Consider the following 24920-nt stretch of genomic DNA (forward strand, 5'->3'; position numbering starts at 1 on the left):
CGCTGCGGTACGGCGTCGACGCGCGGGTCCGTCCGTCACACGGGAATGGACGACGGCACCAGCGCTCTTGAGCACTCCATGACATCGTCGACGGAACGCCGCGGCTGGCTCAGTGTGCTCTCGGTGGCACTCGGCTCGTTCGTGCTCGTGCTCTCGGAGTTCCTGCCCATCGGACTCCTGCCCGCCATCGCCCGCGGGCTGCACGTCGACATCGGCACCGCAGGCCTCATGGTCGTCGCCACCGGACTCACCGGCGCCGTCGCCGCACCGGTGGTCACCGTCGCCACCTCCCGCGTGGACCGTCGCGTCGTCCTCGTCGCCCTCACGGCCCTCCTGGTCGTGGCCGACGCGCTCGCCGCGGTCGCGCCGTCGTTCTGGGTGCTGCTCGTGGCGCGGATGCTCCTGGGCGTCGGGATCGGCGGGTTCTGGTCGATCGGTGCCGGGATCGCCGGGAGGCTCGTGGCGCCGTCCGCCGTGATCCGCGCGACCTCGTTCATCACCGCCGGCATCTCGGTCGCGACGGTCGTGAGCCTGCCGCTGGGTGCGTTCGTCTCGTCGCTCGCCAGCTGGCGGCTCGCGTTCGTCATCGGCGGCGGCCTCGGTGTGGTGGCGCTGGGCCTCCAGGTCGCGATGTTGCCGCGGATCCCGGCGACCCAGGCCGTCCGGTTCGCGACGCTCGGCGGGCTGCTCCGGATCCCGCGCGCTCGCGTCGGTCTCATCGCCGCGGTGTTCCTGTTCGTCGCGCAGTTCGCCGCCTACACGTACGTTTCGCCGTACCTGGAAGAGATGGTTCGCGTCGACGCGGACACCGTCACGATCGCCCTGCTCGTGTTCGGCATCGCGGGGATCATCGGGAACTTCGCCGCGGGGTGGACCCTGAGCCGCAGCGTGATCGGCACCATCGGCGTGGCGAAGGCCGTGCTCGCCGCCTCGGTCGTCCTGCTGCCGCTCGCGGCACAATCGGTCGTCGCGGTGTTCGTCCTGCTCGCGGTCTGGGGCTTCGTGTGGGGTGCGCTGCCGCTCGGGACGCAGACCTGGATGTCGAACGCGTCGCCCGGCTCGTCCGAGAGCGGTCTGGCGTTGTTCGTCACGACCATCCAGCTCGCCATCGCCGGCGGGTCCGTGCTCGGCGGCGCCGCCGTCACGTCGTTCGGGCTCGCGACCGACTTCTGGTTCTCGGGCGCCGTCGCGGTGGTCGGCGCCGTCGTGCTCGTCTGGCTCGGGCAGCGCCGACCGTCGAGTCCGGCCGTGACCGGGGGAACGGCGACGACCGCGGGACCGGCGACGACCGCCGCGATCCGTCTCCCGGGTGCCGGCGACCCGGACCCGGTGTGCACGCCGGCTCCCTGACGAACGGACGATGCTGGCCGAGCGGTGCCCGCGTGCACTAGCTTCTGCCGCATGCGCACGGTCACGAGTGGTCTCTTCACGTCCGTGGACGGCGTCGTCCAGGACCCGTTCCGGTTCCAGTACGACTCGTTCGACGACGAACTCGGTGCCGGGATGGGCCGGTTCATGGCGGCGACGTCGACGGTGCTCCTCGGCAGGACGTCCTACGAGGAATGGGCGACGTGGTGGCCCGCCCACCCGGAGGACCCGTTCGCGCGGTTCATCAACCCGATCGAGAAGCTCGTCGTCTCGCGCACCCTCGGACCGGATCTGGCGTGGGAGCACAGCACCCTCATCGAGGGCGACCTGCTCGACGTCGTCCGCGAGCTCCGCGCGGGGGACGGCGGGGACGTCGCGGTCTGCGGCAGCATCTCGGTCGTCCGTCAGCTCGTGTTCGCGGGTCTGCTCGACGAACTCCAACTCATGATCCACCCCGCCGTCGCGGGCGCCGGACGCCGCCTGTTCGAACCCACCGACCCCCCGCTCCGCCTGCGGCTGCTCCGGAGCGAGGTCACGAGCAAGGGCAACGTGCTGAACACGTACGGTCCGTTCGAGGCGGTGGTGGCGCCGTGACGCTCCCCGGGGACGGGCACGTCCACAGCGAGTGGTCCTGGGACAGCGGATCGGACCCGGCGTCGCCGGGGCGGATGGTGCGCACGTGCGAGCAGGCGGTCCGGGTCGGGCTCCCGGCCATCGTGTTCACCGAACACCTCGACCTCGAGGACACGTGGCGCGTCGACGACGGCGACTTGGGACCGTACGCCGGGGCGCTCGTCGGCGACGACGGCATCGTCCACCTGCCGTCGTTCGACCTCGACGGGTACCTCGAGTCGATCGACCGGTGCCGATCCGCGTTCCCCGGACTGCGGATCCTCACCGGCGTCGAGTTCGGCCAGCCACACCTCTGGGGGGAGGCGGCTGCCACGGTCCTCGACACCGGCGCGATCGATCGCGTGAACGGGTCGCTGCACATGCTCCCCTTCGGCGACGACCGCACCGAACCGACGACGCTGTACCACCACCGACCCGCGGACGAGGTCATGTGGGCGTACCTCGAGGAGGTCCCCCGCATGGTCGCGGGGTCCGACGCCTTCGCCGTGTTCACGCACATCGACTACGCGGTGCGCGCCTGGCCGACCGCGACGGCGGGACCGTTCGACCCCCGACGCTTCGAGGAGGGCTTCCGCGCCGCGATGCGCGCCATCGCCGAGTCGGGTCGGGCCCTCGAGATGAACACCCGACGGCTCTGGTCGTGGGTGCCGCAGTGGTGGAGCGAGGAGGGCGGCCGAGCGGTGACGTTCGGCAGCGACGCACACGTCCCCGAGGCGGTCGCCGCGCACTTCCCCGAGGCCGTGCTCATGGTGGAGTCGTTCGGTTTCCGTGCCGGATCGCGGCCCGAGGACCCCTGGACGCGCTGACGCGCCGCGCCAGCATGCACCGGCAGCGCCCCGCGGCGTCCGCTGACCCCGGTCACCGCGAGCGCGAGAACGCCGCGTCGAACGCGGCGTCCGGCGGCGCGATCCGCCCGAGTGCCCGGACGAACGCGAGCGCCTCCGGCCCCCCGACGAGCCGGTCCATGCCCGCGTCCTCCCACTCGACGCTCGTCGGGCCGTCGTACCCGATCGCGTTGAGCACCCGGAAGACCCGCTCCCACGGCACGTCCCCGTGCCCGGCGGTCACGAAGTCCCAACCGCGACGTGGATCGCCCCACGGCAGGTGCGACGCCAACCGGCCGTTGCGTCCGTCGAGCTGCTTGACCGACTCCTTGCAGTGCACGTGGTACACCCGGTCGGCGAAGTCGAGCAGGAACGCGGCCGGGTCCAGGTCCTGCCACACGAAGTGCGACGGGTCGAAGTTGAATCCGAACGCGGGCCGGTCCGCGAACACCTCGAGCGTCCGCTTCGCGGTCCAGTAGTCGTACGCGATCTCCGACGGGTGGACCTCGAGCGCGAACCGCAACCCGACCTCCTCGAACACGTCGAGGATGGGCGCGAACCGGTCGTGGAAGTCCTGGTACCCGGCGTCGACCATCCCCGGGGGCACCGGCGGGAACCCCGCCACGGTCTTCCAGATCGCCGACCCGGAGAACCCGGTCACGGTGTGGGCACCGAGTGCCGCGGCCGCCCGTGCGGTGTCCTGCATCTCGCGAGCAGCCCGCTGGCGGACGCCCTCGGGGTCACCGTCGCCCCAGACGTGCGGCGGCAGGATGTCCTCGTGCCGCGCGTCGATCGGGTCGTCGCACACGGCCTGCCCGACCAGGTGGTTGGCGATCGCCCGGACCTCGAGCCCGTTCCGCTCGAGCACGGCCTTCCGCTCGGCGACGTACTCCGGGTCGGACGCGGCGCGGCGGACGTCGAGGTGGTCCCCCCAGCAGGCGATCTCCAGACCGTCGAACCCCCACTCGCCGGCCAGGCGCGCCACCTCCTCGAACGGCAGGTCGGCCCACTGACCGGTGAACAGCGTGACCGGGCGGGTGCCGGCTGCGGCGCTCACGAGGCGACCTCCGCCGCGGGCGCGGCCAGGGCCTCCCGGACGGACGGCCACGACCGGAGCCGTTCGCGCACGTCGTCCCGCTGTTCGTCGGCGATCGCGGTGGTGAGCGCGCGGCCGAGCACGTCGTCGATGCGGACCGGGAGGCCCGTGGCGGCCGACTCGACGGCCGCCTCGACCATGGCGAGGCTGACGACGTTCTCGTGCACCTCGCCCTGCGGACGCCGTCCGGTCCGCAGCGCGGTGACGAACTCCGCGAGCGACCCGGCGATCTCCGCCGGGGTGCTCGTCGGCGGGTCGACGACGAGTGGCGACCCGTCGGCGCGCTCGGCCGAGGGCGCCGCGTCGCCGTCCCAGAGCGCGGTACCCCCGGCGGCACTCACCCGCCAGTCGCCGTTCCAGGACGTCTCGGCGCCGGCGGCACACCAGCTGCCCGAGTAGACGAACCGCACGCCGTCCTCGAACGAGAACACGGCGCTCGCCGCGGCATCGCCCCGGTACCAGCTCCACGAGGGGTTGAACGCCTCGCAGTACACCGACACGGGATCGCGTCCGAGCAGGGCGCGGACCGCGTCGAAGGGGTGGATCGCCATGTCGAGGAGCAGCGGGTGGTCCATCACGTCGCGGAACCCCCCGAAGTGCGGGGCCTTCGCGAAGGTGTGGGTCACGACGCCGACGTCGCCGAGCTCGGCGGTCAGGGCACGGAGGTGCGTCAGGTGGTCGTTGTACCGGCGGGACTGACTCACCATGAACAGCTCGCCCGTGCACTCGGCGGCCGCGGCGAGCGACAGGCCCTCGGCGACCGAGGCGGCCACGGGCTTCTCGCCGAGCACCGGCAGACCGAGGAACAGCGCCTCGGTGGTGACCGGGTGGTGGGCGCGGGGGATCGTGACGTCGAGGACCGCGTCGGGACGGACCTCCCGGACCATGTCGGCGAGCACGGCACCCGTCGGCACCGTCCCGCCGCCGGCGGCGGCGACGAGCTCGGCACCGGCGCGCGCGGTCTCGGGGACGAGGTCGACGATGCCGACGAGCTCGACGTCGGCACTGGCCACGACGTTCCGGAGCCACGCCTGCCCCATGCCGCCCGCGCCGACCTGCAGGATGCGGACGGGACCGTCGTGGTCGAGGGTGCGGTGCCTCATGACTCGATCGCTCCCTGGTAGACCTTGCCGTTGAAGAAGTCGTCCGTGTCGTACCGGAGCAGGGTCGGCGTCGCGCGCTCGCGCTCCGGACGGGCCCACTCGACCGCGTTCGCGATGACATGGGTCACGTCGGGCTGGTGGTAGACGGGGAAGTCCTGGTCCCCGGGGCTGAAGTAGAACACCTTGCCGAACCCCCGGCGGTACGTCATGCCGCTTCGGAACACCTCGCCGCCGCTGAACCCGCTGATGAACACGAGCTCGTCCGGCGTGGGGACGTCGAAGTACTCGCCGTACATCTCCTGCTCGGGGATGACGATCGGGTTCGGGATGCCGCGGGTGATCGGGTGCTGCGGATTCACCGTCCAGACGAGCTCGCGGTCGTGCTCGCTGCGCCACCGGAGCGTGCAGGTGGTGCCCATGAGCTTGCCGAAGATCTTGGACCAGTGGCCGGAGTGCAGCACGATGAGGCCCATCCCGGCGAGGACGTGCCGGTGCACGCGGTCCACCACCTCGTCGTCGACCTCGGCGTGTGCGGCGTGGCCCCACCAGGTGAGCACGTCGGTCTGCTCGAGGACCTCCTCGGTCAGGCCGTGCTCGGGCTCGTCGAACACGTGCGTCGTCACCGACGCGGCGTCGCCGAGCCAGTTCGTGATGCCGGCGGCGATCGCGCCGTGCATGCCGTCCGGGTAGCGGTCGGCGACGTGCTGCTCGACCTGTTCGTGGCGGTTCTCGCCCCAGACGACGACGCGGATGGGGGTGGTGGTGTCGGTCACGGTTGCTCCGTTGCTCGTGGTGGTGTGGTGTCGTGGTGCGCGGCGGTCACTTGACCGCACCGCCGGTGGCGCCCGCCGCGATGAACCGCTGCGCGATGACGAGCAGGATGATCGCGGGCAGGGAGGCCAGGACCGCGGTCGCCATGACCGTGCTCCAGTCGGCGGTGTACGTGCCGATGTACTGGTAGATGCCGAGGGTGATCGGCCGGATCTTCTGAGTGGTCGTCAGCGTCAGGGCGAACAGGAAGTCGCTCCACGTGAACAGGAAGGTGAACAGCGCCGCGGTGACGAGCGCGTTCACGCTGATGGGCAGCACGACCGCGGTGAACGCCCGGACGTTGCCGGCGCCGTCGATCTTCGCCGCCTCGATGATCGACGTCGGGATCCCGGCCATGAACGCGCGCATGACGATGATCGCGAACGGGATCCCCGCGGTCGAGTCCGCGAGCACCAGGCCGAGCACCGAGTTGAGGAGCCCGAGCTGGTTGTAGGCGGTGTAGAGGGCGTTCGCGACGACGATCCCGGGGATCATCTGCGCGATGAGGATCCCGAACAGGATCGTGTCCGCGCCCCGGATCCGGAGCTGCGCCAGCGCGTACGAGGCCGGGGCGGCGATGAGCAGGCTGAGGACGACGCTCCCCGCCGCGATGAGCAGGCTCGTCACGAGGTTCCCGCCCTGGTCGGCGAGCGCGTGCGCGTACCCGGAGAACTGGGCGTGGAACGGGAACCACGCGGCGTCGATCGCGGGTCCGGCGGGCTGGAGCGAGATGTTGAGCATCCAGTAGACCGGGAACAGCATGACGCACAGGATCAGGATCCCGATGACGGTCAGGATCCACTTCCGGGAGGCCCGGCGCGGCCGCCCCGCGTCGGCGGCGGTCCGGCGGGTGGTCGCCCCTCTGACGGCCCGCGAGCGGGTCGGGGCGGTGAGCACCTGGTCCGGTGCCACGACGTGGTCACTCATCGATCGCCCTCCTCGTGGCGCGCAGGTAGACGACCGCGAACACCGCCGAGATGACGATGAGGATGTCGCTGAGCGCTGCGCCCTTGCCGAAGCTGAGCTGCTGGAACGACAGCTGGTACGACTGGGTGGCGATCGTCTGGGTGGAGTTGGCCGGGCCGCCGTTCGTCAGCCCGAGGATGATGTCGAGCACCTTGATCGTGTACACGACGCCGAGCACGAGCACGACGCTGACGACCGGACGGAGCATCGGCCAGGTGATGTGCCGGAACGCCTTCCAGCCCGTGGCACCGTCGAGGGAGCCGGCCTCGTACAGCTCCTCGGGGATGTCCTGGAGCCCGCTGTACAGGATCGTCGTGTTGAACGGGATCCCGATCCAGATGTTCACGCCGATCACCGTGAGCAGCGCGATGGACGTGCTCGTCAACCAGGGGACCGGCCCCGCGACGACGTGCAGGCCCTGCAACACCTGGTTGAGCACGCCGCTGTCCTGGTCGAGGATCCACTTCCACACCGCGCTCGAGACGATGAGGGGCAGGAGCCACGGCAGGAGCAGGAGCGACCGGAGCAGACCGTTCAGCGGGAACGACCGCTTGAAGAACAGCGCGATGAGGAGCCCGAGCACGAACTGCCCGACGATGGAGATCACCGTGAACAGGGCGGTGTTGAGCAGCGCGGTGCCGAAGTAGTGCGCGCTGATGACGCTCACGTAGTTGCGGAGCCCGATGAACGGGGCGCTCCCGGTGAAGAACGTCGTCGTCGTGTAGTCCTGGAAGCTCATGACGATGTTCTTGACCACGGGGTAGCCGAAGAACAACAGCATGTAGACCACGGCGGGTGCGAGGAACAGCAGCCGGAACACCCGTTCGCGGCGGAGGCTCCCGGCGCCGCGCCGGGGCCCCGGGGCGGGGCGACGGTCCCGCTCGGAGCCGCCCCCCGTCCCCGTCGCCCGGCTCCGCACGCCGGCGGTGTCGACCGTCATCAGCTGTTCGCCGCGTCCTTGAGCGCGTCCGCGGGCGACGACTGCCCGGTGAGCGCCGACTGGATCGCGGTGTAGATCTTCGTCGCGGCGGCCGGCCACTTCGCGCCGAGCTCACCCGTGCGGGCCCGGGCCGTCGCGACCATGTCGACGAACACCTGCTCCGACGGCACCTGCTGGCCGAACCGCTTCGCCACCGCGGTGCGCGACGGGATCGTGTACCGCTGCTTCGCCATGGACAGCTGGTTCTTCGCGCTGTTGAGGCACTTGACGACCTTCGCCGCGACCTTCTGCTTGGCGCTGTCACCGGTCTGCGGCACGGTCCAGACCTCGCCGCCGAGCGGAGCGACCGAGTCGTCGCCCGCCTTCGGCACCGGGATCTTCGCGATGCCGTAGTCGATGCCGCTCGCCTTGAGCGCCGGGATCTGCCACGGGCCGTTGATCATCATCGCGGTCTTGCCCGCGATGAACTGGTCGTTCACGTCGGCCTGCGTCCAGTTGAGCGCGCCCTTCGACACCGAGCCGCTCTTGACCATGTCGGTCCAGAGCTGCAACGCACCCTGGGTGCCCTTGGTGTCGAGGTGCCTCTCGTCACCGCCGTTCGACCACATGAACGGCAGGAACTGCCACGAGCCCTCGTACGTGGCGTTGGCGTCGAACGCCAGACCGTACTGCGATCCCGACGTCAGCTTGGCGGCGGCGGTCTTCAGCTCGGCCCACGTGGTGGGGACCTGGACGCCCGCGTCGCTGAGGTCCTTCTTGTTGTACATGAGCGCGATCGTGTTCACGGTGGGGGCGAGCCCGTAGAGCTTCCCCTTGTACGTGCCGGCCGACACGACGCCCTTGGCGTACCCCTTGGACGAGATCCCGTAGTCCTTGAGCGGGGCGAGGGCACCGCTCGCCGCGATCTGCTGCAGGTCGGGGTTGTCGAGCATGAGCACGTCCGGCAGCGTCCTCGACGACGCCTGCTGCAGGACCTTCTGGACGAGGTTCGCACCCGGCACGACGTTGCGGTTGATCGTGACACCGATCTGCTTGCCGCACTGCTTGAGCGTCTTGCCGATGACGACCTTGTCGTTGCCCTGGTTGTAGTAGTCGAGCACGCTGATGCTCTTCACACTGCTCGCGGCGGGGCTCGAGCCGGTGGCACAGCCGCCGAGGACGAGCGGGATGGTGGTGGCGATGGCGGCCGCTCCGACGAGGGTGGCTCGTCGTCGCGCCCGGGTGGGGACGGATGTGCTGCTGCTGCGCTTCATTGCGGTGCTCGCTTCCTGGATGGGACCTCGCGGCTGCGCGAGGGTCGTGCTGCGCCCGATCGCGGGTGCGCGGGCGTGGTCGAGCGCCCGGCCCGGCGCTCGTCGCCGGGCGGGTCGTGCTGTGTCGGTCTGGGCCGGTCGGGAGGGACGGGTCAGGTGAGGACGTCGGCCGCGGAGTCCGCGGGGACGTCGGCCCAGCTGCCGTCGGCGTCGGCACTGCGTGCGACGGCGTCGAGGACGCGCTGGACGTGGAGGCCGTCCGCGAAGGACGGCTCGGGACGGGTGCCGTCGGCGATGGCGGTGACGAGGTCGACGACCTGATGGGTGAACGCGTGCTCCCACCCGAGGACGTGCCCCGCTGGCCACCACATGTCGACCCAGGGGTGGCCGGGGTCGGTGACGAGGACCTGACGGAAGCCCTGTTCGGTCTCCGGCAGGGTGGCGTCGTGGAAGGCGAGCTCGTTGAGCCGCTCGAGGTCGAACGCCACCGCACCGGTCGTGCCGCTGATCTCGATGCGGAGCGCGTTCTTCCGACCACTCGCGACGCGCGAGGCGCCGAACTGGCCGATCGAGCCGTCGGACAGCCGCGCCGTGATGAGGGCGAGGTCGTCCACGGTCACCGGGCGCCGCGGCGCGTCGGCGGCGGAGCGGCCCCCGAGACCGACGGCCTCCGTCATCACCGGTCGTTCGGTCGTGAAGGTGTGCAGGAGACCGGACACCCGCTCCACCGCCGCTCCGGCCACGTACTCGACGGCGTCGATCGCGTGGGCTCCGATGTCGCCGAGGGCGCCGCTGCCGGCCTGCTCCTGGTCGAGGCGCCAGGTCATCGGTCCGTCGGGGTCGGCGAGCCAGTCCTGGTCGTAGGTGGCGCGCACCTGGCGGACGTCCCCGATCCTCCCGGCCCGGACGAGGTCGTGCGCCAACCGGAGCGCGGGGACGCGACGGTAGCTGAAGCCGACCATCGCGACGACCCCGTGGTCCGCGGCCGTGGCGGCGGCCGCGGCCATGCGCTCCGCCTCCGCGACGCTGTTGGCCAGGGGCTTCTCGCACAGCACGTGCTTGCCCGCCTCGAGCGCGGCGACCGCGATCTCGGCGTGGGAGGACCCCGGCGTGCAGATGTCGACGAGGTCGATGTCGTCGCGGGCGATGACGTCGCGCCAGTCGGTGGCGCTCGACTCCCACCCGAGGCGGTCCGCGGCGGCCGCGGCACGGGCGGCGTCGCGGCCGACGACGACGGATCGACGCACCGAACGCGGCAGGTCCGCGACCACCGGCGCCGTGCGCCATGCCTGGGAATGGGCGGCGCCCATGAACCCGTGTCCGATCATCGCGACCCGGATCGTGCCGTCGACACTGCTCATCTCGTAACTCCTTCGTCACTCAACGGCGGTCACGCTATTGCACGTCCGGAGCGAGCACAAGAGAATCGTCGAAACAATTCGACGACGACACGCGCGCGTTCCAGGCCATCGCGTGGGGCTCGTCCGCGCTATCGTCGAATGGGTTCGACCGCGTCGCGGTCCGGGTCCGGGCGGAGAGAGAGGGCCCACCGTGCCAGTGCAGCGCATCGCCGACGTCGCCCGGCACGCGGGCGTGTCGACGAGCACCGTGTCGTACGTGCTCAGCGGGAACCGACCGATCTCCGCGGAGACCCGGCGGCGGGTCGAGGCGAGCATCGACGCACTCGGGTTCATCCCACACGCCGGCGCGCGGTCGATCCGACGGCGGCGCACCAACGTGGTCGCGCTCGCGCTCCCGCTCCGCCCGGAGTCGCAGGTGCGTGTGCAGATGGAGTTCGTCCTGAGCATCCTCAGCGCCGCCCGGCAGGAGGGCAAGCACGTGCTGCTCCTCAGCACCGAGGACGGGGTCCAGGCGATCCGCGAGGTGACCGCGGGCTCGCTCGTCGACGGCGTGATCCTCATGGAGGTCGAGACGGAGGACGCCCGCGTCGCCCTGCTCGAGCAGCTCGGGTTCCCGACCGTCGTGCTCGGCACCCCGGGGCCGCCGGTCACCCTGCCGTCGATCGACTTCGACTTCGCCGCTGCCGGGGCGCTCGAGGCGACGAACCTCATGGACCAGGGCCACCGCCACATCGGCTACGTCGGACACGCCGTCGAGACCTTCGACCGCGGCCTCGGGTTCGCGGTCACCGCGCGGGACGCCGTGCTGCGGACCGTGCGCGACGCGGGCGGCACCGCCACGTGGGTGTCGACCGGGGGCTCCCGGGCGGACGTCGCGGAGTCGCTCGAACGGCTCTTCGCGCTCGACCCGGACATCACCGGGCTCGTCGTCCACAACGAGACGGCGCTCCCGACCGTGCTCGACCGGCTCCGCGAGCTCGGGCGCCACGTGCCGCGGGACGTCTCCGTGACCGCTCTCGCGCCCGACGCCGATGCCGAGCACTGCGTGCCGCCCGTGTCGAACGTGGACCTGCCGTCGGGCGAGATGGCCCGGACGTCCTTCGCGATGTTGCTCGAGATCCTCGACGGGGGGACACCGGAGGCGTCGCGCATCCCCCCGACCCTGCAGCACCGGGGATCGGTGACGACGCCCCGTCGGTAGTGCTCGGCCGCAGCGTGTCGGAACGCCGTAGCGTGGGAGCATGCCGGACCTCCTGGTCGTCACCGGTCCACTCGCGGTCGGCAAGGACACGACCGCCGACGCCCTCGCTCGCCTGCTCCGCGCCCGGGGGCGGACCGTCGTGGTCGTCGACGTCGACGACGTGGCCGCGATGGTCGCCGGGGGAGCCGCCGACTCCGGACTCTGGGCCGCGGCGCACGAGGCCCACGGTGCCCTCGTCGCCTCCTGGATGCGCTCGGCGGTCGACGTCGTGATCGCCGTCGGCCCCGTGTTCTCGGCCGAGGAACGGGAGGCCCTCACCCGACCGTTGCCACCAGGGGTCACGCCGACCTGGGTGGTCCTCGACGCGCCGGTGGAGGTCACGCTCGGTCGTGCCGCCGCCGATGCCACCCGAGGACGGTCCCGCGTGGCCGCGTTCCACCACGAGGCCCACCGGCGCTTCCGGGGACTCCTGCCGTCGATCCCCGCGGACGTGCTGATCGACACCTCCGTGCGGCGACCAGACGACATCGCGGTCACGGTCCTCGCGCTGCTCGATCAACGCTGAACAGCTCCGGCGTCGCCCCTGGGAGCCGAGCAGACCCGGCCCGGCACGATGGACCGATGGCATCCACCACGGCGTCGCGCAACGTCCTCCGTGACGACACGATCGGCCTCCTGACCCGCGGCTACGGCTTCGGCGCGCACATCTGGCGGCGCGCGGACGCCGGGGCACGATCCGTCCCCATGCGCCTGCTCGGGAACCGGGCACTGCTCGTCCGCGGGGCGGAGGGCGTCGCGGCGTTCTACGACGAACGCCTGGTCCGTCGCCACGGAGCGATGCCCGCCGTCGTCCGGCTGACCCTGTTCGGCCCGGGATCCGTGCACGGTCTCGACGGCGACGACCACCGGCACCGCAAGGCGACCTTCGTCGACGTCGCGTACGAGGACGCCCAGGTCGAGCGGCTCTCGCCCCTGTTCGACCGGGAGTGGCGGGCAGAACTCGCGGCGTGGATCGCCGGTGGTGAGCGGTCGGCGTACCGGGCCGCGGTCGGCGCGTACGGACGGGCGAGCATGCGGTGGGCGGGCCTCCCGGGCACGGACGAGGCGAGGACCCGGTGGGCCGCACGGCTCGCGCAGATCGTCGACGGCTTCGGCGTGCCGTACTCGCCCGAGTACCTGCTCGCGGTCCGGAACCGGCTGTGGTCGGACCGACACGCGCGGCGCCTCGTCGAGGCCGTCCGGAGCGGCCGACTCGACCCGGCTGCCGGCACGGCCCTGTACGAGTGGGCGTGGCACCGCGACCGCCAGGGCGCGCTGCTCTCGTCGCGCACCGCCGGCGTGGAGCTGCAGAACAGCTTCCGTCCGATGATCGCGGTCGCGCGGTTCGCCGCATTCGCCGCGGCGGCGCTGCACGACCGCCCGGACTGGCGGACGCGGATCGCCGACGAGACCGCGGCGCGTGGCTCGCTGGTCGGCGGTCCGCTCGCGACCGCGTTCGCGCAGGAGATCCGTCGGACGGCGCCGTTCGTGCCGATGCTCCCGGCGCGCGCCGTGCAGGACGTCGAGATCGACGGCGCGCGGGTGCCGGCGGGCGGTCGACTGGTGCTCGACATCCTCGGCACGGACACCGACGACCGCTCGTGGGAGCGGCCCGACGTGTTCGACCCGGAGCGGTTCGTCGGCGTCGACGACTACGAAGCGCTCCCCGCGTTCGTCCCGCACGGTGGCGCATCGGTGACCGGTGGCCATCGCTGCCCCGGGGAGAAGCTCGCCATCGCCGGGCTCGCGGCGGCCGTCGCGGCGCTGAGCGATCCCCGCGTGACGGTCCTCGCCACCGGACTCGGCGTCGACCGCCGTCGCATGCCGACGAAGCCCCGGTCGGGCGTCCGGGTGCGGCGGAGCGGGACCGGCGCGCGCTGTCCCTTCCACTGATCCGGGCGGTGACCGTCCCGCGCACCGTTCCCAGTCGGTTCCCCGTATCCTGACGGTGGAAGCAATGGCGATTCCGGTAGAAGAGCCTGGTCGCCGTGGCGCGTCCCCGCGGTCAGGCGTGGCATCGAACCCCTGAGCGCATCGTGACCCACCATCGCATCGAATTCGTGACCCGTGACCGCACGGGCATCACCGCCGTCGTGACGTCGACCGGCGTCGTGGACGCCGACGCGGTCATCCGCAACATCCAGGCGGGACACTCCGGCTACTACGTCGAAGCGACCGATTGGCGGCGCGCACCGGTCCGGACCCTCTCGGTCCTCGGTGGGGCGTACCTGTTCGCGAACTGGGACGGCAGCAAGCGCAACAACCTCCACGACATCGCGGCGCGTGCACCCGCACGCGCCGTGGAGCCGGCGAAGCCCACCGAGTCGCGGTTCATGGTCGCGCTCGGCGCCGCCGTGTCGGTGCTCCTCGGACGACGCCGGACGGCGTACCGCCGCTGACGCCGGATCCGCCGTACGGTCGACATGCGCAGGTCGCGCACGGCAAGGAGGGACCCCCGATGGAACTCGTCTTCGTCCACGGCGCGCTCGTGCGCGACGGCTCGTGGTGGTGGGGCCCCACGGCGGAGCTGCTCCGCGAGCGCACCGGCGTCCGCAGCACGGCGGTCGCCCTGCCCTCGTGCGGTGAGACCGCGCCTGACGACGTGGCCGGGGGACTCGTCGCCGACGCCGACGCGCTCCGCGGCGTGCTCGACGGCCTCGACGCGGCGATCGTCGTCGGCCACTCCTACGGTGGGACCGTCATCGCCGAGGCCGGGACCCACCCCGCCGTCGCCCACCTGGTGCTCGTGTCGTCGTACCTGCCCGACGTCGGCCAGACGCAGGGCGGCGTCATGAGCGGCGAACCGGACCCCGTCACGATCGCCGACGGCGGTGACGGGACCGTCCACCTGTCCGGCTACGACGCGGCGTCGTTCGGCGCCCGGTTCCTCCAGGACGCCGACGAGACGGTGCAACGCGAGGCGTGGGAGCGGCGGACGGCCCAGGCGGCCGCGGCCTTCGTCACACCGACGAGCACCGCCGGGTGGCAGGGCGTCGACTCGACGTACCTCGTCTGCCAGGAGGACCGGAGCACGACCGTCGCGTTGCAGCGGTCCCACGCCGCTCGCGCCACCCGCGCCGTGGATCTCCCGACCGGTCACCACCCGTTCCTGACCCGGCCCGACCTCGTCGTCGAGCAGCTGGAGGCCGTGCTGCACCGCGGCTGATCCGCGTCCGGTGGCGCGCAGGGAGGACCGCGGCCACGGCGAACGCCTACCCCGGCTGACGCCGTGGCGGCAGCACGGTGGCGACGGCGATGACCACCAACACGGCCGGCGCCGAGATCGCGACGACGCGGAATCCGTCCCCGCCGGCCTGACCGACGACGCCGCCCACGAACGACCCCAGTGCCATCGCGCCGGCGACGCACGCGCTCACCCAGGCCACCGCCTCGGTGAACACCGCGCCGTGGACCTCCTGGTGGAGCACCCGGTTGGTGGAGATCGTGAACGGTGTGATCGTCGCGCCCGCGAACAGTCCGAGGGGGAACAGCCAGCCGAGCCCGGGGGACAGCGCGAGCGCGCTCCAGAACACCGCGACGGCCGCGGAAGCCGCGAGCAGCAGGCGGAAGGGCGGGACCCGCGACGGCACGGCGCTCATGAGGACACCACCGGTCACGCTGCCGATCGAGTACGCGGTGAGCACGAGACCGGCGATCTGCGGGAGGCCCGCTTCCGTCGCCCACGCGACGACCGTGACGTCGTTGACCCCGAAGGTCAGACCCAGTGCCACGCTCGAGACCAACAACGCCATCACGCGCCGGGAGCGCCACGGGACGAACGCGCGCCGTGTCACGCTGACGCCCCCGGTCGGTCCGCGCCCGACCCCGCGCCGGAGCCACAGGCACCCCGCGGCGCCGAACACGCCCGACGCCACCAGCCCTGCGGCCGGGTCCACCGCCGCCGAGACGAGGGCCGCGAGGGCCGGCCCGAAGACCCAGACGAGCTCGTCCGCGATCGCCTCGAGCGAGAACGCCAGGTGGATCCCGCTGCCGGCACCGACCATCGCCGTCCACCGCGCGCGGGTGAACGCCCCGGCCGGCACGATCGTCGCGCCGACGAGGAGCACCGCCACGGTGATGACCACCAGGGACTGGCGCGTGGCGCCGGCGACGACGAGGAGCACGACCGCGACCGGGTGCCCCACAGCGGCGACCAGGAGTGCTCCGCGCTGCCCACGACGGTCAGCGACGCGGCCGAACACCGGCCCGGTGAGTGCGCTGGCGGCGATCGCCACCCCCGAGGCGAACCCGGCGTCGGCGAACGACCCGGTCACCGAGCGGACGAAGAACAGGACGCTGAAGCCGACGACGGCGAGCGGGATCCGCGCGACGAGTCCGGCGGCCGCGAGGTGCCGACGATCCGTCGGCGCGAGGAGCGCGGACCAGCCCCGCAGCCCGGTCGTCGTCGACGCGTTCACGGTTCCCCTCGCTGTGCTCGGCACGCACGGCGTCGTGCGGACGCTCCTGAGCGTAGGGCACGCCGACGACCCGCCGCTCAGGCTCCGGCGTCGGCGAGCACGGCAACCGTCACTGTGCTCCGTCACGGAGCGCGCGGAGCACGGCACGGCTGATCGTCCGTTGACCCCGGTCGTCCGGGTGCAGGTCGTCGGTCGGCGAGATGCCGGGGCGCGACGCGAGGTCGCCGGGGAACGCGTCCGCGATGCTGACGTACGCCGAGCCGGTCGCCGCCGCGACCCGCTTCGCCACGTCCCGGTAGGCGGACCACGGCTCCCGCAGCTGCGCCTGCATGGAGGGACCGGGCGCGAACTCGCCGATCACCAGGACGGACGGCTTGGACGGCAACCGCCGCAGCGCCCGAACGAAGCGTTCGTAGTCCGGCAGCAACTGGTCCGCGGTCAGGCTCTTGGCGTCGTTGCCGCCCAGGGTGATCGTGACGAGGTCGGGAGCAGCACGCCGCATCGCCCCGAGGAACCCGGCCTCGTCCTTCGTGAACAGGCCGACGGTCGCGCCGGAGTGCGTCGCGTCGAGCAGGGTGACGCCCCGGTCGCGATCGCCGTCGTAGACGGTGAAGCCCTCGAGGTCGACCGTCCCGAGCGCCGAGACGGTCACGGTGTGCTTCCCGGCGGTCAGCCCGTCCACCTTCGTCATCGTGCCGGTGCTCGCGGCGCCGTCGGTGTCGACCTGCACCGGGGACGAGGAGTCCACCCGGTAGGTGAAGGACCCGGATCCGGGGTAGCGGGTCCACCAGATGTCGACGCCGGTCCCGGTGAACGTGTACGTGCGCGACGATCCGGGGAGCATCCGCACCGCGCGGTACCCGAGGTCGGGAACGCTGTCGTCGAAGCTGGTCGACCCCGTGGTGGCGCTGGCCCAGTCGCCCCACGTCGAGTCCGGGCCGTACACGGCGAACTCGGCGGGCAGGTATCCCGCTCCTCCGGCGGCGCCCTCCGTCGGGTGCGCCTCGCGCAGGGCGGCGAGGGTCAGGTCGAGCCACCGGTCGGAGCAGGTGGAGGCGCCCTGCCCCTCGCTCAGGGAGTCCCCGACCGCCACCCACCGGGCCGGCGCGTGCGCCCGGTCCTCGACGGCGGCGTTCCACGTCGCCAACGGGTCGCGCGCGACGGCGGACGGAGTCGTGGGGTCGCCTCCGGATGCCCGGGTGGTCGCGGCGGGTGCATCCCGTGAGCGTCAGCAGGATCGCGAGCACCAGGGCGGCGACGGGCGCGCCGGGTCGTCGCTCGAGCACAGGACCGGTCATGGGGTCATTGAATGCGGACCCGGGGTGATCGGTCAAGGAGCGTGTCGCGGGACCGGCAGGCGCTGAGCGGTCGTCCAACGGGCGGAGGTGGTGGCGCCGACCGGACGGCCGGCACCACCACGCGCGCATCAGGCCGAGGCGGAGGCGACCCGCTCCGGTCGGCCGGGCACCGCCTCCCGGCCGACCACAGCGGCACCGTGCGGCTCGAGGTGCGTGCCGTGGACGTCGACCGACCGGTCGCCGTGGTTGAGCAGGAACAGGTGGGCGCCCCGCGCGACGGCCTCGACGCCCGCGGGCAGGTCGGCCACGACCGGCGCGACGCCCGTGTCCGCGAGCACCGCGTCGAGCACGGCCCGCAGGTCGTCCGGAGCGGTCGCGACGTACCAGGCCGTGCCGTCGCCGTGCGCGTTCCGCGTGATCGCCGGGAGGCCGTCGAGCGCCCCGCCGACGAACGTCGCCTCGATCTCAGCACCCGTCGGCCGGACGACCTCACCCCACTCGCGGGCGGTGCCCGCCCCGAGACCGGCGATCTGGAGGGCCGGCACCGGGCCGCCGGTCGCCCACGGCTCGGCGGGTGGCACGAACTCCTCGATCCACAGGCCGAGGACGTCGCGGAGCGCACCGAGGTACCCGCCGAGGTGGACGTGGAGGTCCTGGTCGAGGATGCCGGACTGGTAGCCGACGACCAGCGTCCCACCGCCGTCGACGAACGCCGACAGGGTCCGCTGTGCCGCGTCGGGCAGCACGTGCAGCGCCGGGGCGATGACGACCCGGTAGGCGTCGAGGTCGCCGTCGGGTCGCACGAAGTCGACGAGCACGCCGCGATCCCAGAGCGAGCGGTACCACCGCGCGATGATCGGCAGGTACCGGAGCGACGCCGGCGTGGCCTCCTGCTCGAGCGCCCACCAGCTGTCCCAGTCGAGCACGATCGCGACGTCGGCGTCGAGGCGCGTGCCGACCACGTCGGCCAGGTCGGCGAGGTCGGCTCCGAGCTCGACGGTCTCGCGGAACACCCGCGTGTCCTCGCCGCCGTGGGGGACCATCGCCGAGTGGAACTTCTCGGCGCCCGCGCGCGACTGCCGCCACTGGAACTGCATGACGCCGTCCGCGCCACGGGCGACGGCCTGGAGCGACAGGGTGCGGTGCCAGCCGGGCAGGATCGCCGCGTTGCGCGTCCGCCAGTTCACCGCGCTCGTCGCCTGTTCCATGAGGATCCACGGGGCGCCGCCGCCGAGCGAGCGCATGAGGTCCCGGGTCATCGCCGCGGTCACGGGCGCGGCGGGGTCCGCGGGGTCGACGTAGTGGTCGTCCGAGACGAAGTCGACCTCGCGAGCCCAGGCCCAGTAGTCCGAGGGCTTGTAGAAGCCCATGAAGTTCGTCGTGATCGGGACGCCGGGCGTGACCTCGCGGAGGATCGCCGCCTCGGCCCGGTACACGCCGAGCCAGGCGTCGGACGAGAACCGGTCCCAGTCGAGCAGCTGCGTGGGATTGCGGAAGGTCGGAGCCGCGCGCGGCGGCATCACCTCGTCCCACGCGCCGTAGGCCTGCGACCAGAACGCGGTGCCCCACGCCTCGTTGAGCGCCGGGACGGAGCCGTAGCGTGCCGTCAACCAGGTGCGGAAGGCGGCAGCCGACGCGTCCGAGTAGTCGGCCGGCACGTGGCAGGCGAGCTCGTTGTTGACGTGCCACGCCTCGAGTGCCGGGTGGTCCCGGTACCGCTCGGCGAGCGCGCGCACGAGTCGGTCGGCGTACCGGCGGTAGACGGCGGAGCTGGGGGAGTACTGCTGGCGGCTCCCCACCGACAGTCGGACACCGTCCTCGGTGACCGGCAGGACCTCGGGGTACGCCAGCGTCAGCCACGGGGGCGGGGAGGCCGTCGCGGTGGCCAGGTCGACGCGGATGCCGCCGGCGTGCAGTCGGTCGAGCACGTCGTCGAGCCAGTCGAACGTGAACCGCCCGTCGGACGGTTCGAGCTTCGCCCACGAGAACACGCCGACCGTCGCGACGGTGACGCCCGCACGCTGCATGAGCCGCACGTCGTCGTCCCAGACCTCGCTCGGCCACTGTTCCGGGTTGTAGTCCCCGCCGTACCAGACCCTGTCCATCGTCATCCCTTCACACCGCCGGTCGAGAGGCCGGACTGCCAGTACCGCTGCAGGAACAGGAACGCGATCACGAGCGGGATGATCGAGACGAACGCCCCGGTGATCACCGTCGAGAACAGCACCTGCGCGCCGCCACCGCCGGAGGCGGTCGCCTGCCACTGCGCGAGACCCACCGTCACCGGGAACAGCTTCGGCGTGCTGAGCATGATGAGCGGCAGGAAGTAGTTGTTCCACGTCGCGACGAGCTGGAACAGCAGCACCGTCACGATGCCCGGGCCCATGAGCCGGGTCGCGATCGTGAACAGGATCCGGAACTCGCCGGCGCCGTCGATCCGCGCGGCCTCGAGCAGGCTCTCGTCGACCGCGTCCGCGGCGTACACCCGCATCAGGTAGACGCCGAACGGGCTGACGAGCGAGGGCAGGATGACCGCCCACGGGGTGTCGGTGAGGTTCGCGGCGGCGAAGAGCAGGTAGGTCGGGATCGCCAGGGCGGTGAGCGGGACCATGATCGAGCCGAGGATGATCGAGAACACCGCCGTCGAGCCGCGGAACCGGTACTTCGCCAGGGCGTAGCCGGCCATCGTGGCCAGGGCGGCGGCACCGACCGAGCTGACCACCGCGTAGACGACCGTGTTGATCAGCCACCGCGTGAAGACCCCGTCCTGGAACTGGAACAGCTGCACGATGTTGTGGAAGAACTGGAACGAGTGCCCGAGTCCCAGCCCGAAGGTGGTGAACAGGTCGCTGTTGTCCTTGGTGGTCGACACCAGGAGCCACAGCAGCGGCACGAGGAAGTAGACGAGCGTGATCCACACGATCACGGTCAGGACGGTGCTCCGACGCTTGTCGCGCTCGACGGCCCGTCGGCCGGCGGACCGCCGCACGCGCGTGCCGTCCGAGACCACCTGGGCCTCGGTGGCGAGTGGGGTGGCGGTCATCCGAGCCGCTCCTTCCGGTTGATGCTCGTCTGCACGACGAACGAGACGATCATGATGATGATCCCGAGCAGGAACGCGATCGCCGCCGCGTAGTTGATCTCCTGGTTGCGGAACGCGATGTTGTAGGCGTACAGGTTCGGCGTGAAGTCCGTGCCGATCGCGTTCGGGGCGATGTTGAACAGCAGGTTCGGCTCGTTGAACAGCTGGAACGAGCCGATGATCGAGAAGATCACGGTGAGCAGCAGGGCCTGCCGGATGGCGGGCAGCTTGATGCTCCACGCCACCCGCCACTGGCCGGCCCCGTCGATCTCGGCCGCCTCGTAGATCTCGTTCGGCACGGAGCGCAGGGCCGCGTACAGGACGATCATGTTGTAGCCGATGAACTCCCAGCACACGATGTTCATCGTCGAGCCGAGCACGTTGTGCGCGCTGAGCAGGCTCGGTGCGGTGAGGTGCAGGGCGTGGAACAACTGCGTGATGAGCCCGAAGTCGTTGCCGTACAGGTAGCCCCACATCAGGGTCGCGACGACGCTCGGCACGGCGTACGGCACGAAGATGAGCAGGCGGACGATCTTGCCGCCGCGGATCCGGCCGCTGTCGAGTGCGAGCGCGAAGAAGATCGAGGCCGCGCGCATGATCGGGACCTGCACGAACAGGAACAGGGCCACGCGGCCGAGGCCGCCCCAGAAGCTCGGGTCCTGCAGGGCGCGGACGTAGTTCGCCAGCCCGCTGAAGACCTCGCCGCCGACCAGCTGCGACGTGAACAGGCTGAGGTACGCCGAGTACACGAGCGGGACGATGAAGAACGCCGCGAACACGACGAGGAACGGGATCACGAGGATCCAGGCCGCGCGGGTCTGCGCGGAACGGATGTTGGTGGGGCCGCGGCGGGGAGCCGCGGTGCGCGCTCCCGTCCGGGCCCGGGCCGGACGGGCGGCGCCGGTGGTCGCCGCGTCGCTGCGGCTGGGGATGGCGGTCATGTTGCTCCGATGAGAAGTGGGGGCGGAGCCTGGTGGCCCCGCCCCCGTCCGGTCACTTGACGGTGAAGCCCTGCTGCTTGGCGTAGCTCGTCACCTGGGACTGCCAGGTCGCGAGGGCCGCCGTGAGGTCACCGTGGTTGCTGATGGCCTTGCCGAGCGTGTTCGCGTAGCTCGAGTTCACGTAGTCCATGAACGGCAGCCACTCGAACTTCTTGTCGACGGTGTCGGAGACACCGGCGAAGAACTGGTTGACCTGCTGGCCGCCGTAGAACGCCGACTTCTGGCTGGTGAACGAGTCGTCGGTGAGCGTCGACTTCTTCGTCGGGAACAGGTACTGCTCGTTCGCGAGCTTGAGCGTCGACTGCTGGTCGTTGTTGATGAACTTCGCCAGCTCGTACGCCTGGATCGGGTGCTTCGTCGCCGCCATCACGGCGTCCGACGACCCACCCCAGTTCCCGGACACGTTCTGACCTGCCTGCCACTGCGGGATGTCCGCCGCCGCCCACTTGCCGCTCGTGTTCTTCGCGGTGCCCTGCAGGAACACCGGGCCCCACGCGGCGACGAGCCAGGACGCGTACTTGTCCCGCGACAGCCCCTGGTAGTAGTCGTCGGTGAAGTCCGGGTCGGTGGCGACCAGGTCCTTGTCGATGAGGTCCTGCCAGTACGACACGACCTGCTGGTCGGCCTTGGAGTCCAGGTCGATCCCGACCGTCTTCTTGCCGTCGTACGAGAACGGCTTCGCGCCCTTCTGCCAGAAGAAGCTGATCATCTGGAACATGTCGTTGCCGGGCAGGTCCGTGATGTACGACCCGGTCTTCGACTTGACCTGCTGCGCGGCGGACGCGAAGGCGGACCACGTCTTCGGCGCGGCGGCGCCCGCCTTGTCGAAGATGTCCTTGCGGTAGAGCGTGCCGAGGGGCCCGGAGTCCTGCGGGATGCCCCACACGCCGCCGTTCTGGTCGACCTGGTTCCAGACCCAGTCCGTGTACTCGTCCTCGAGCTTCGCCCCGCCGTACGGCGTCAGGTCGAGCAGGCTCTTCGTCTGGGTGAAGGACGGGATGTAGTCGTACTCCATCTGGGCGACGTCGGGGACGCCCTTGCCCGCCTTCAGGGCGGCGCGCACCTTGGGGTAGTGCTGCGAGCCCCCGGTCGTGTTGACGACGTTGACCTTGATCTTCGGGTACTTCTTCTCGAACAGGTTGACCTCGTTCTGGATGTCGGGGACCCAGGTCCAGAAGGTGAGGGTGGTCGGCGTGTTCATCGCCTTGTCGATGTCGGACTGGCTCACCGCCTTGGTGGACCCGCCGCTGGTGCTCGACGGGCTGCAACCGGTGAGTGCGAGCGTGATCGTGACGGCGATCGCTCCGAGTGCCAGCGCGGCGCTGCGTGGACGTCTCATGGTCTTCTTTCGGTGGAGGGAGGGACTACTCGATCGAGGAGCCCCGGACCTCGAGCACGACTGCTGCGCGTCGGTCGAGGGGTACGGGGTCGCCGGCGGCGTACTCGGCGCCGGAGACGAGGTCGACGGCGGCCGCCGGCGCGACGACCTGCGTCGGCTCGGCGGACCAGTTCGACACGAAGGCGAGGCGCCGGTCGCCGGCGGTGCCGGTCGACACGGTGACGGGGTCCGGGGCGGACCACGCCTGCTTCGCCGTGGTGGGCACGAGCCAACGGGCGATGCTCCGCCCGAGCGCGGGGTCCGGGACCGTGCCCAGGTAGGACACCCGGCCGCGACCGGTCGTGCGGGTGGTGAGCGCGGCCTCCAGACCGAACTCGGTCGGGGCGTACGACACGACCACCTCGGCGTCGTCGACCTGCAGGAAGTCGACCCACTCGGTGGCGGCGGCACCCGGCTCGAGCGTCAGGGCGTCGGACGCGGCCGTGACCGCGAGCGGCGCGCCGAGGTTGCTGTACTCGTCGTAGTGCACGCCCGCCGGCCCCGCGAGCACGTCGGGGGCGACCGCCAGCCGGGCCCGCGCGAGCTCGTCACCGTAGCCGGTGCGGATGCCGACGACCAGGTGCCCGCCGGCCTCGGCGTAGTCCCGCATGTGCTCGAGCACGGCCGTCTCGGCGACGTACACCGCGGGTGCGACGAGCACCGGGAACCGCGCGACGAGTTCCTCGACGGGGGTGTCGAGGAACCGGCGGACGTGCTGGACCCGCACCTGCGCGCCGGCCTCGAACAGTCCGCGGTAGTGGGCGTCGAAGATGCGGGAGTACGCGTGCTCGTCGGGGCTGCCGTCCGCCTTCGCGAGCGGCCCGTAGAACGAGAACGCCCACTTCGTGTCCGTGCTGTAGAGCAGCAGGACGTCGGCGTCGGGCACGTGCTCGTCGAGCGCGGACCCGATCGCCCCGAGCGCGGCACCGAGCTCGGAGACCTCGCGGTAGATGCGGCCGCCGACCTGGCTGTGCGGGATGACGCCGCCCCAGTAGGTCTCGACGCCGAAGTGCAGGGTGTGCCAGTGCCAGTACTCGATCATCCGGCCGCCGCGGGCGAGCAGGGCGAACGCGGCCTGCTTGATCTGCCCGGGGTACGGCGGGTGGTTCTGCCACGACCCGCCGATGGACTGCGCGTTCGTCTCGGTGACCAGGTACTGCGTGTCCGCCGAGGACCAGGCGCGGTCGCCCCACTCGAACAGCGCCCACACGCCGGTGTGCCACCACTCGGCCTCGCGCTGGACCTCCGCGTGCCAGTCGAGGCCGTCCTGCATCTTGTAGTACGGGTTGCCGGCGACGACGTCGAGGGACGCGACGAGCTCGTCGTCGGACACCTGCGGGCGGGAGTACGAGATGCACGTCGTGACGAACTGGTCGTCGCGGGCGTACTCGCGCACCAGGTCCGCTTGCCAGGCGATGAGGTCCGTGGCGAGCGTGGACTGGAACCGGCGCCACTCGAGTTGGTACTGCGGCATCGCGTTGCCGTCGGGCCGCCAGAGGTCGGCCCAGTCGCTGAGTCGGTGTGACCAGTAGACGAGACCCCACTCGCGGTTGAGGTCCTCGACGGTGCCGTAGCGGTCCTCGAGCCAGCCGACGAACCGCTGGAAGGTGTGCTCGTTGTGGGGGAGCTGCATGCCCGGCTCGTTGTCGACCTGGTAGCCGATGACCGCGGGGTGGTCGGCGTACCGCGCGACGACCTTGCGGGCGATGCGCTCGGCGTAGAACCGGTAGGCGGGGTGGGACTGGTCCATCTCCTGCCGGGCGCCCCAGCCGTTGCGGTGGCCCGTCGACGGCTCGGCGGCGATCTCCGGGTGCAGGCGCTGGAGCCACGGGGGCACGGCGTACGTCGGCGTGCCGAGGACGACGCCGATGCCACGCTCGTGGGCCCCGTCGAGGACCGGCTGCAGCCAGTCCAGGTCGAACACGCCCTCGCGGGGCTCCCAGGTCGACCACACGGACTCGCCGACGCGGATGACCGTGAAACCGGCGTCGCGCATGCGGTCGAGATCGGCGTCGAGGGTGCCAGCGGGCTGGTACTCGGCGTAGTAGGCGGCGCCGAAGAGCACGCCACTGAACCGGGGGGAAGTCGTCATCGTTGACCTTCGCTCTGCGGATGTTGTCGATAACATCCGTCGGTGGCGATGACAGTA

General features: G+C 71.5%; 22 protein-coding genes. 8 read left to right on the forward strand and 14 right to left on the reverse strand.

Translation table 11 applies throughout. The features are described from left to right. Window positions 1-78: 78 nt before the first annotated feature. Genes DEI94_RS06835 through DEI94_RS06845 form a run of 3 tightly spaced genes read left to right on the forward strand, consistent with a single transcriptional unit; the run spans window position 79 to window position 2807 of the window. Window positions 79-1350: an MFS transporter gene (locus DEI94_RS06835; protein WP_111025945.1), complete on the forward strand. Its 1272-nt coding sequence runs from the start codon at window positions 79-81 to the stop codon at window positions 1348-1350. Between the two features lie 51 nt (window positions 1351-1401). After that, entirely contained in the window at window positions 1402-1962 is a 561-nt protein-coding gene (locus tag DEI94_RS06840; protein WP_111025946.1) for a dihydrofolate reductase family protein, read from the forward strand. Next, on the forward strand, window positions 1959-2807 hold the full coding sequence (locus tag DEI94_RS06845) for a PHP domain-containing protein (protein ID WP_111025948.1): 849 nt from the start codon (window positions 1959-1961) through the stop codon (window positions 2805-2807). The genes DEI94_RS06840 and DEI94_RS06845 overlap by 4 nt, the downstream gene beginning before the upstream one ends. A 52-nt stretch (window positions 2808-2859) precedes the next feature. Here DEI94_RS06845 and DEI94_RS06850 read toward each other — a convergent pair whose 3' ends face one another. The 7 genes from DEI94_RS06850 to DEI94_RS06880 all read right to left on the reverse strand — a co-directional run bounded on the left by DEI94_RS06850 (window position 2860) and on the right by DEI94_RS06880 (window position 10354). Next, window positions 2860-3882 carry a sugar phosphate isomerase/epimerase family protein gene (locus DEI94_RS06850; protein ID WP_111026068.1) on the reverse strand — a complete coding sequence of 341 codons (1023 nt, stop codon included), beginning with the start codon at window positions 3880-3882 and terminating at the stop codon, window positions 2860-2862. Then, window positions 3879-5024, reverse strand: coding sequence for a Gfo/Idh/MocA family protein (locus DEI94_RS06855; protein ID WP_111025949.1), 1146 nt, complete (start codon window positions 5022-5024; stop codon window positions 3879-3881). The genes DEI94_RS06850 and DEI94_RS06855 overlap by 4 nt, the downstream gene beginning before the upstream one ends. Then, entirely contained in the window at window positions 5021-5797 is a 777-nt protein-coding gene (locus DEI94_RS06860; RefSeq protein ID WP_111025951.1) for a ThuA domain-containing protein, read from the reverse strand. The genes DEI94_RS06855 and DEI94_RS06860 overlap by 4 nt, the downstream gene beginning before the upstream one ends. Before the next feature lie 46 nt (window positions 5798-5843). Next, a complete protein-coding gene (locus tag DEI94_RS06865; protein WP_258368456.1) occupies window positions 5844-6596 on the reverse strand; it encodes a carbohydrate ABC transporter permease in 753 nt (250 codons plus the stop codon). A gap of 157 nt (window positions 6597-6753) precedes the next feature. Further along, the gene (locus DEI94_RS06870) at window positions 6754-7740 is read right to left on the reverse strand and encodes a carbohydrate ABC transporter permease (RefSeq protein WP_111025955.1); all 987 of its coding nucleotides are present in this window, start codon (window positions 7738-7740) and stop codon (window positions 6754-6756) included. Then, complete coding sequence (locus DEI94_RS06875; RefSeq protein ID WP_111025957.1) at window positions 7740-8993, reverse strand: sugar ABC transporter substrate-binding protein; 1254 nt, start codon at window positions 8991-8993, stop codon at window positions 7740-7742. The genes DEI94_RS06870 and DEI94_RS06875 overlap by 1 nt, the downstream gene beginning before the upstream one ends. Before the next feature lie 152 nt (window positions 8994-9145). Beyond that, window positions 9146-10354, reverse strand: a complete 1209-nt coding sequence (locus tag DEI94_RS06880) for a Gfo/Idh/MocA family protein (RefSeq protein ID WP_258377954.1) — start codon at window positions 10352-10354, stop codon at window positions 9146-9148. Window positions 10355-10544: 190 nt separating this feature from the next. Between DEI94_RS06880 and DEI94_RS06885 the strand changes: the two genes are divergently transcribed. The 5 genes from DEI94_RS06885 to DEI94_RS06905 all read left to right on the forward strand — a co-directional run bounded on the left by DEI94_RS06885 (window position 10545) and on the right by DEI94_RS06905 (window position 14760). Then, entirely contained in the window at window positions 10545-11555 is a 1011-nt protein-coding gene (locus DEI94_RS06885) for a LacI family DNA-binding transcriptional regulator (RefSeq protein WP_111008739.1), read from the forward strand. A gap of 40 nt (window positions 11556-11595) precedes the next feature. Continuing rightward, window positions 11596-12120 carry an AAA family ATPase gene (locus DEI94_RS06890; RefSeq protein WP_111025959.1) on the forward strand — a complete coding sequence of 175 codons (525 nt, stop codon included), beginning with the start codon at window positions 11596-11598 and terminating at the stop codon, window positions 12118-12120. A gap of 56 nt (window positions 12121-12176) precedes the next feature. After that, the gene (locus DEI94_RS06895; protein WP_111025961.1) at window positions 12177-13487 is read left to right on the forward strand and encodes a cytochrome P450; all 1311 of its coding nucleotides are present in this window, start codon (window positions 12177-12179) and stop codon (window positions 13485-13487) included. A gap of 167 nt (window positions 13488-13654) precedes the next feature. Next, on the forward strand, window positions 13655-13993 hold the full coding sequence (locus DEI94_RS06900) for a hypothetical protein (protein ID WP_111008742.1): 339 nt from the start codon (window positions 13655-13657) through the stop codon (window positions 13991-13993). 59 nt (window positions 13994-14052) lie between these two features. Beyond that, window positions 14053-14760, forward strand: a complete 708-nt coding sequence (locus DEI94_RS06905; RefSeq protein WP_111025964.1) for an alpha/beta fold hydrolase — start codon at window positions 14053-14055, stop codon at window positions 14758-14760. A 46-nt stretch (window positions 14761-14806) separates the two neighbouring features. On the opposite strand, the gene DEI94_RS06910 is transcribed toward DEI94_RS06905, so the two are convergent. From DEI94_RS06910 to DEI94_RS06940, 7 genes are all read right to left on the reverse strand, one after another. After that, window positions 14807-16012 carry an MFS transporter gene (locus tag DEI94_RS06910; RefSeq protein WP_181441726.1) on the reverse strand — a complete coding sequence of 402 codons (1206 nt, stop codon included), beginning with the start codon at window positions 16010-16012 and terminating at the stop codon, window positions 14807-14809. A gap of 109 nt (window positions 16013-16121) precedes the next feature. Next, window positions 16122-17159: an SGNH/GDSL hydrolase family protein gene (locus tag DEI94_RS06915; protein ID WP_111025966.1), complete on the reverse strand. Its 1038-nt coding sequence runs from the start codon at window positions 17157-17159 to the stop codon at window positions 16122-16124. 279 nt (window positions 17160-17438) lie between these two features. Further along, complete coding sequence (locus DEI94_RS06920) at window positions 17439-19415, reverse strand: beta-galactosidase (protein WP_111025968.1); 1977 nt, start codon at window positions 19413-19415, stop codon at window positions 17439-17441. 2 nt (window positions 19416-19417) lie between these two features. Further along, entirely contained in the window at window positions 19418-20353 is a 936-nt protein-coding gene (locus DEI94_RS06925) for a carbohydrate ABC transporter permease (RefSeq protein WP_111008747.1), read from the reverse strand. Then, window positions 20350-21333, reverse strand: a complete 984-nt coding sequence (locus tag DEI94_RS06930) for a carbohydrate ABC transporter permease (protein ID WP_111025970.1) — start codon at window positions 21331-21333, stop codon at window positions 20350-20352. Before DEI94_RS06930 ends, DEI94_RS06925 begins: the two co-directional genes overlap by 4 nt. A 52-nt stretch (window positions 21334-21385) precedes the next feature. Next, window positions 21386-22732 carry an ABC transporter substrate-binding protein gene (locus DEI94_RS06935; RefSeq protein ID WP_258377955.1) on the reverse strand — a complete coding sequence of 449 codons (1347 nt, stop codon included), beginning with the start codon at window positions 22730-22732 and terminating at the stop codon, window positions 21386-21388. A 25-nt stretch (window positions 22733-22757) separates the two neighbouring features. After that, entirely contained in the window at window positions 22758-24863 is a 2106-nt protein-coding gene (locus tag DEI94_RS06940; RefSeq protein ID WP_111025972.1) for a beta-galactosidase, read from the reverse strand. Window positions 24864-24920: the final 57 nt, after the last annotated feature.

The organism is Curtobacterium sp. MCBD17_040, assembly GCF_003234805.2.
GTDB lineage: Bacteria > Actinomycetota > Actinomycetes > Actinomycetales > Microbacteriaceae > Curtobacterium.

Bases quoted from the DNA above. Each gene is read 5' to 3' on its own strand.
- DEI94_RS06835 (WP_111025945.1), top strand. From the start codon at position 79: ATGACATCGTCGACGGAACGCCGCGGCTGGCTCAGTGTGCTCTCGGTG.
- DEI94_RS06840 (WP_111025946.1), top strand. From the start codon at position 1,402: ATGCGCACGGTCACGAGTGGTCTCTTCACGTCCGTGGACGGCGTCGTC.
- DEI94_RS06855 (WP_111025949.1), bottom strand. From the start codon at position 5,024: ATGAGGCACCGCACCCTCGACCACGACGGTCCCGTCCGCATCCTGCAG.
- DEI94_RS06865 (WP_258368456.1), bottom strand. From the start codon at position 6,596: ATGCTGTTCCCGGTCTACTGGATGCTCAACATCTCGCTCCAGCCCGCC.
- DEI94_RS06870 (WP_111025955.1), bottom strand. From the start codon at position 7,740: ATGACGGTCGACACCGCCGGCGTGCGGAGCCGGGCGACGGGGACGGGG.
- DEI94_RS06875 (WP_111025957.1), bottom strand. From the start codon at position 8,993: ATGAAGCGCAGCAGCAGCACATCCGTCCCCACCCGGGCGCGACGACGA.
- DEI94_RS06880 (WP_258377954.1), bottom strand. From the start codon at position 10,354: ATGAGCAGTGTCGACGGCACGATCCGGGTCGCGATGATCGGACACGGG.
- DEI94_RS06890 (WP_111025959.1), top strand. From the start codon at position 11,596: ATGCCGGACCTCCTGGTCGTCACCGGTCCACTCGCGGTCGGCAAGGAC.
- DEI94_RS06895 (WP_111025961.1), top strand. From the start codon at position 12,177: ATGGCATCCACCACGGCGTCGCGCAACGTCCTCCGTGACGACACGATC.
- DEI94_RS06905 (WP_111025964.1), top strand. From the start codon at position 14,053: ATGGAACTCGTCTTCGTCCACGGCGCGCTCGTGCGCGACGGCTCGTGG.
- DEI94_RS06920 (WP_111025968.1), bottom strand. From the start codon at position 19,415: ATGGACAGGGTCTGGTACGGCGGGGACTACAACCCGGAACAGTGGCCG.
- DEI94_RS06925 (WP_111008747.1), bottom strand. From the start codon at position 20,353: ATGACCGCCACCCCACTCGCCACCGAGGCCCAGGTGGTCTCGGACGGC.
- DEI94_RS06930 (WP_111025970.1), bottom strand. From the start codon at position 21,333: ATGACCGCCATCCCCAGCCGCAGCGACGCGGCGACCACCGGCGCCGCC.
- DEI94_RS06935 (WP_258377955.1), bottom strand. From the start codon at position 22,732: ATGAGACGTCCACGCAGCGCCGCGCTGGCACTCGGAGCGATCGCCGTC.
- DEI94_RS06940 (WP_111025972.1), bottom strand. From the start codon at position 24,863: ATGACGACTTCCCCCCGGTTCAGTGGCGTGCTCTTCGGCGCCGCCTAC.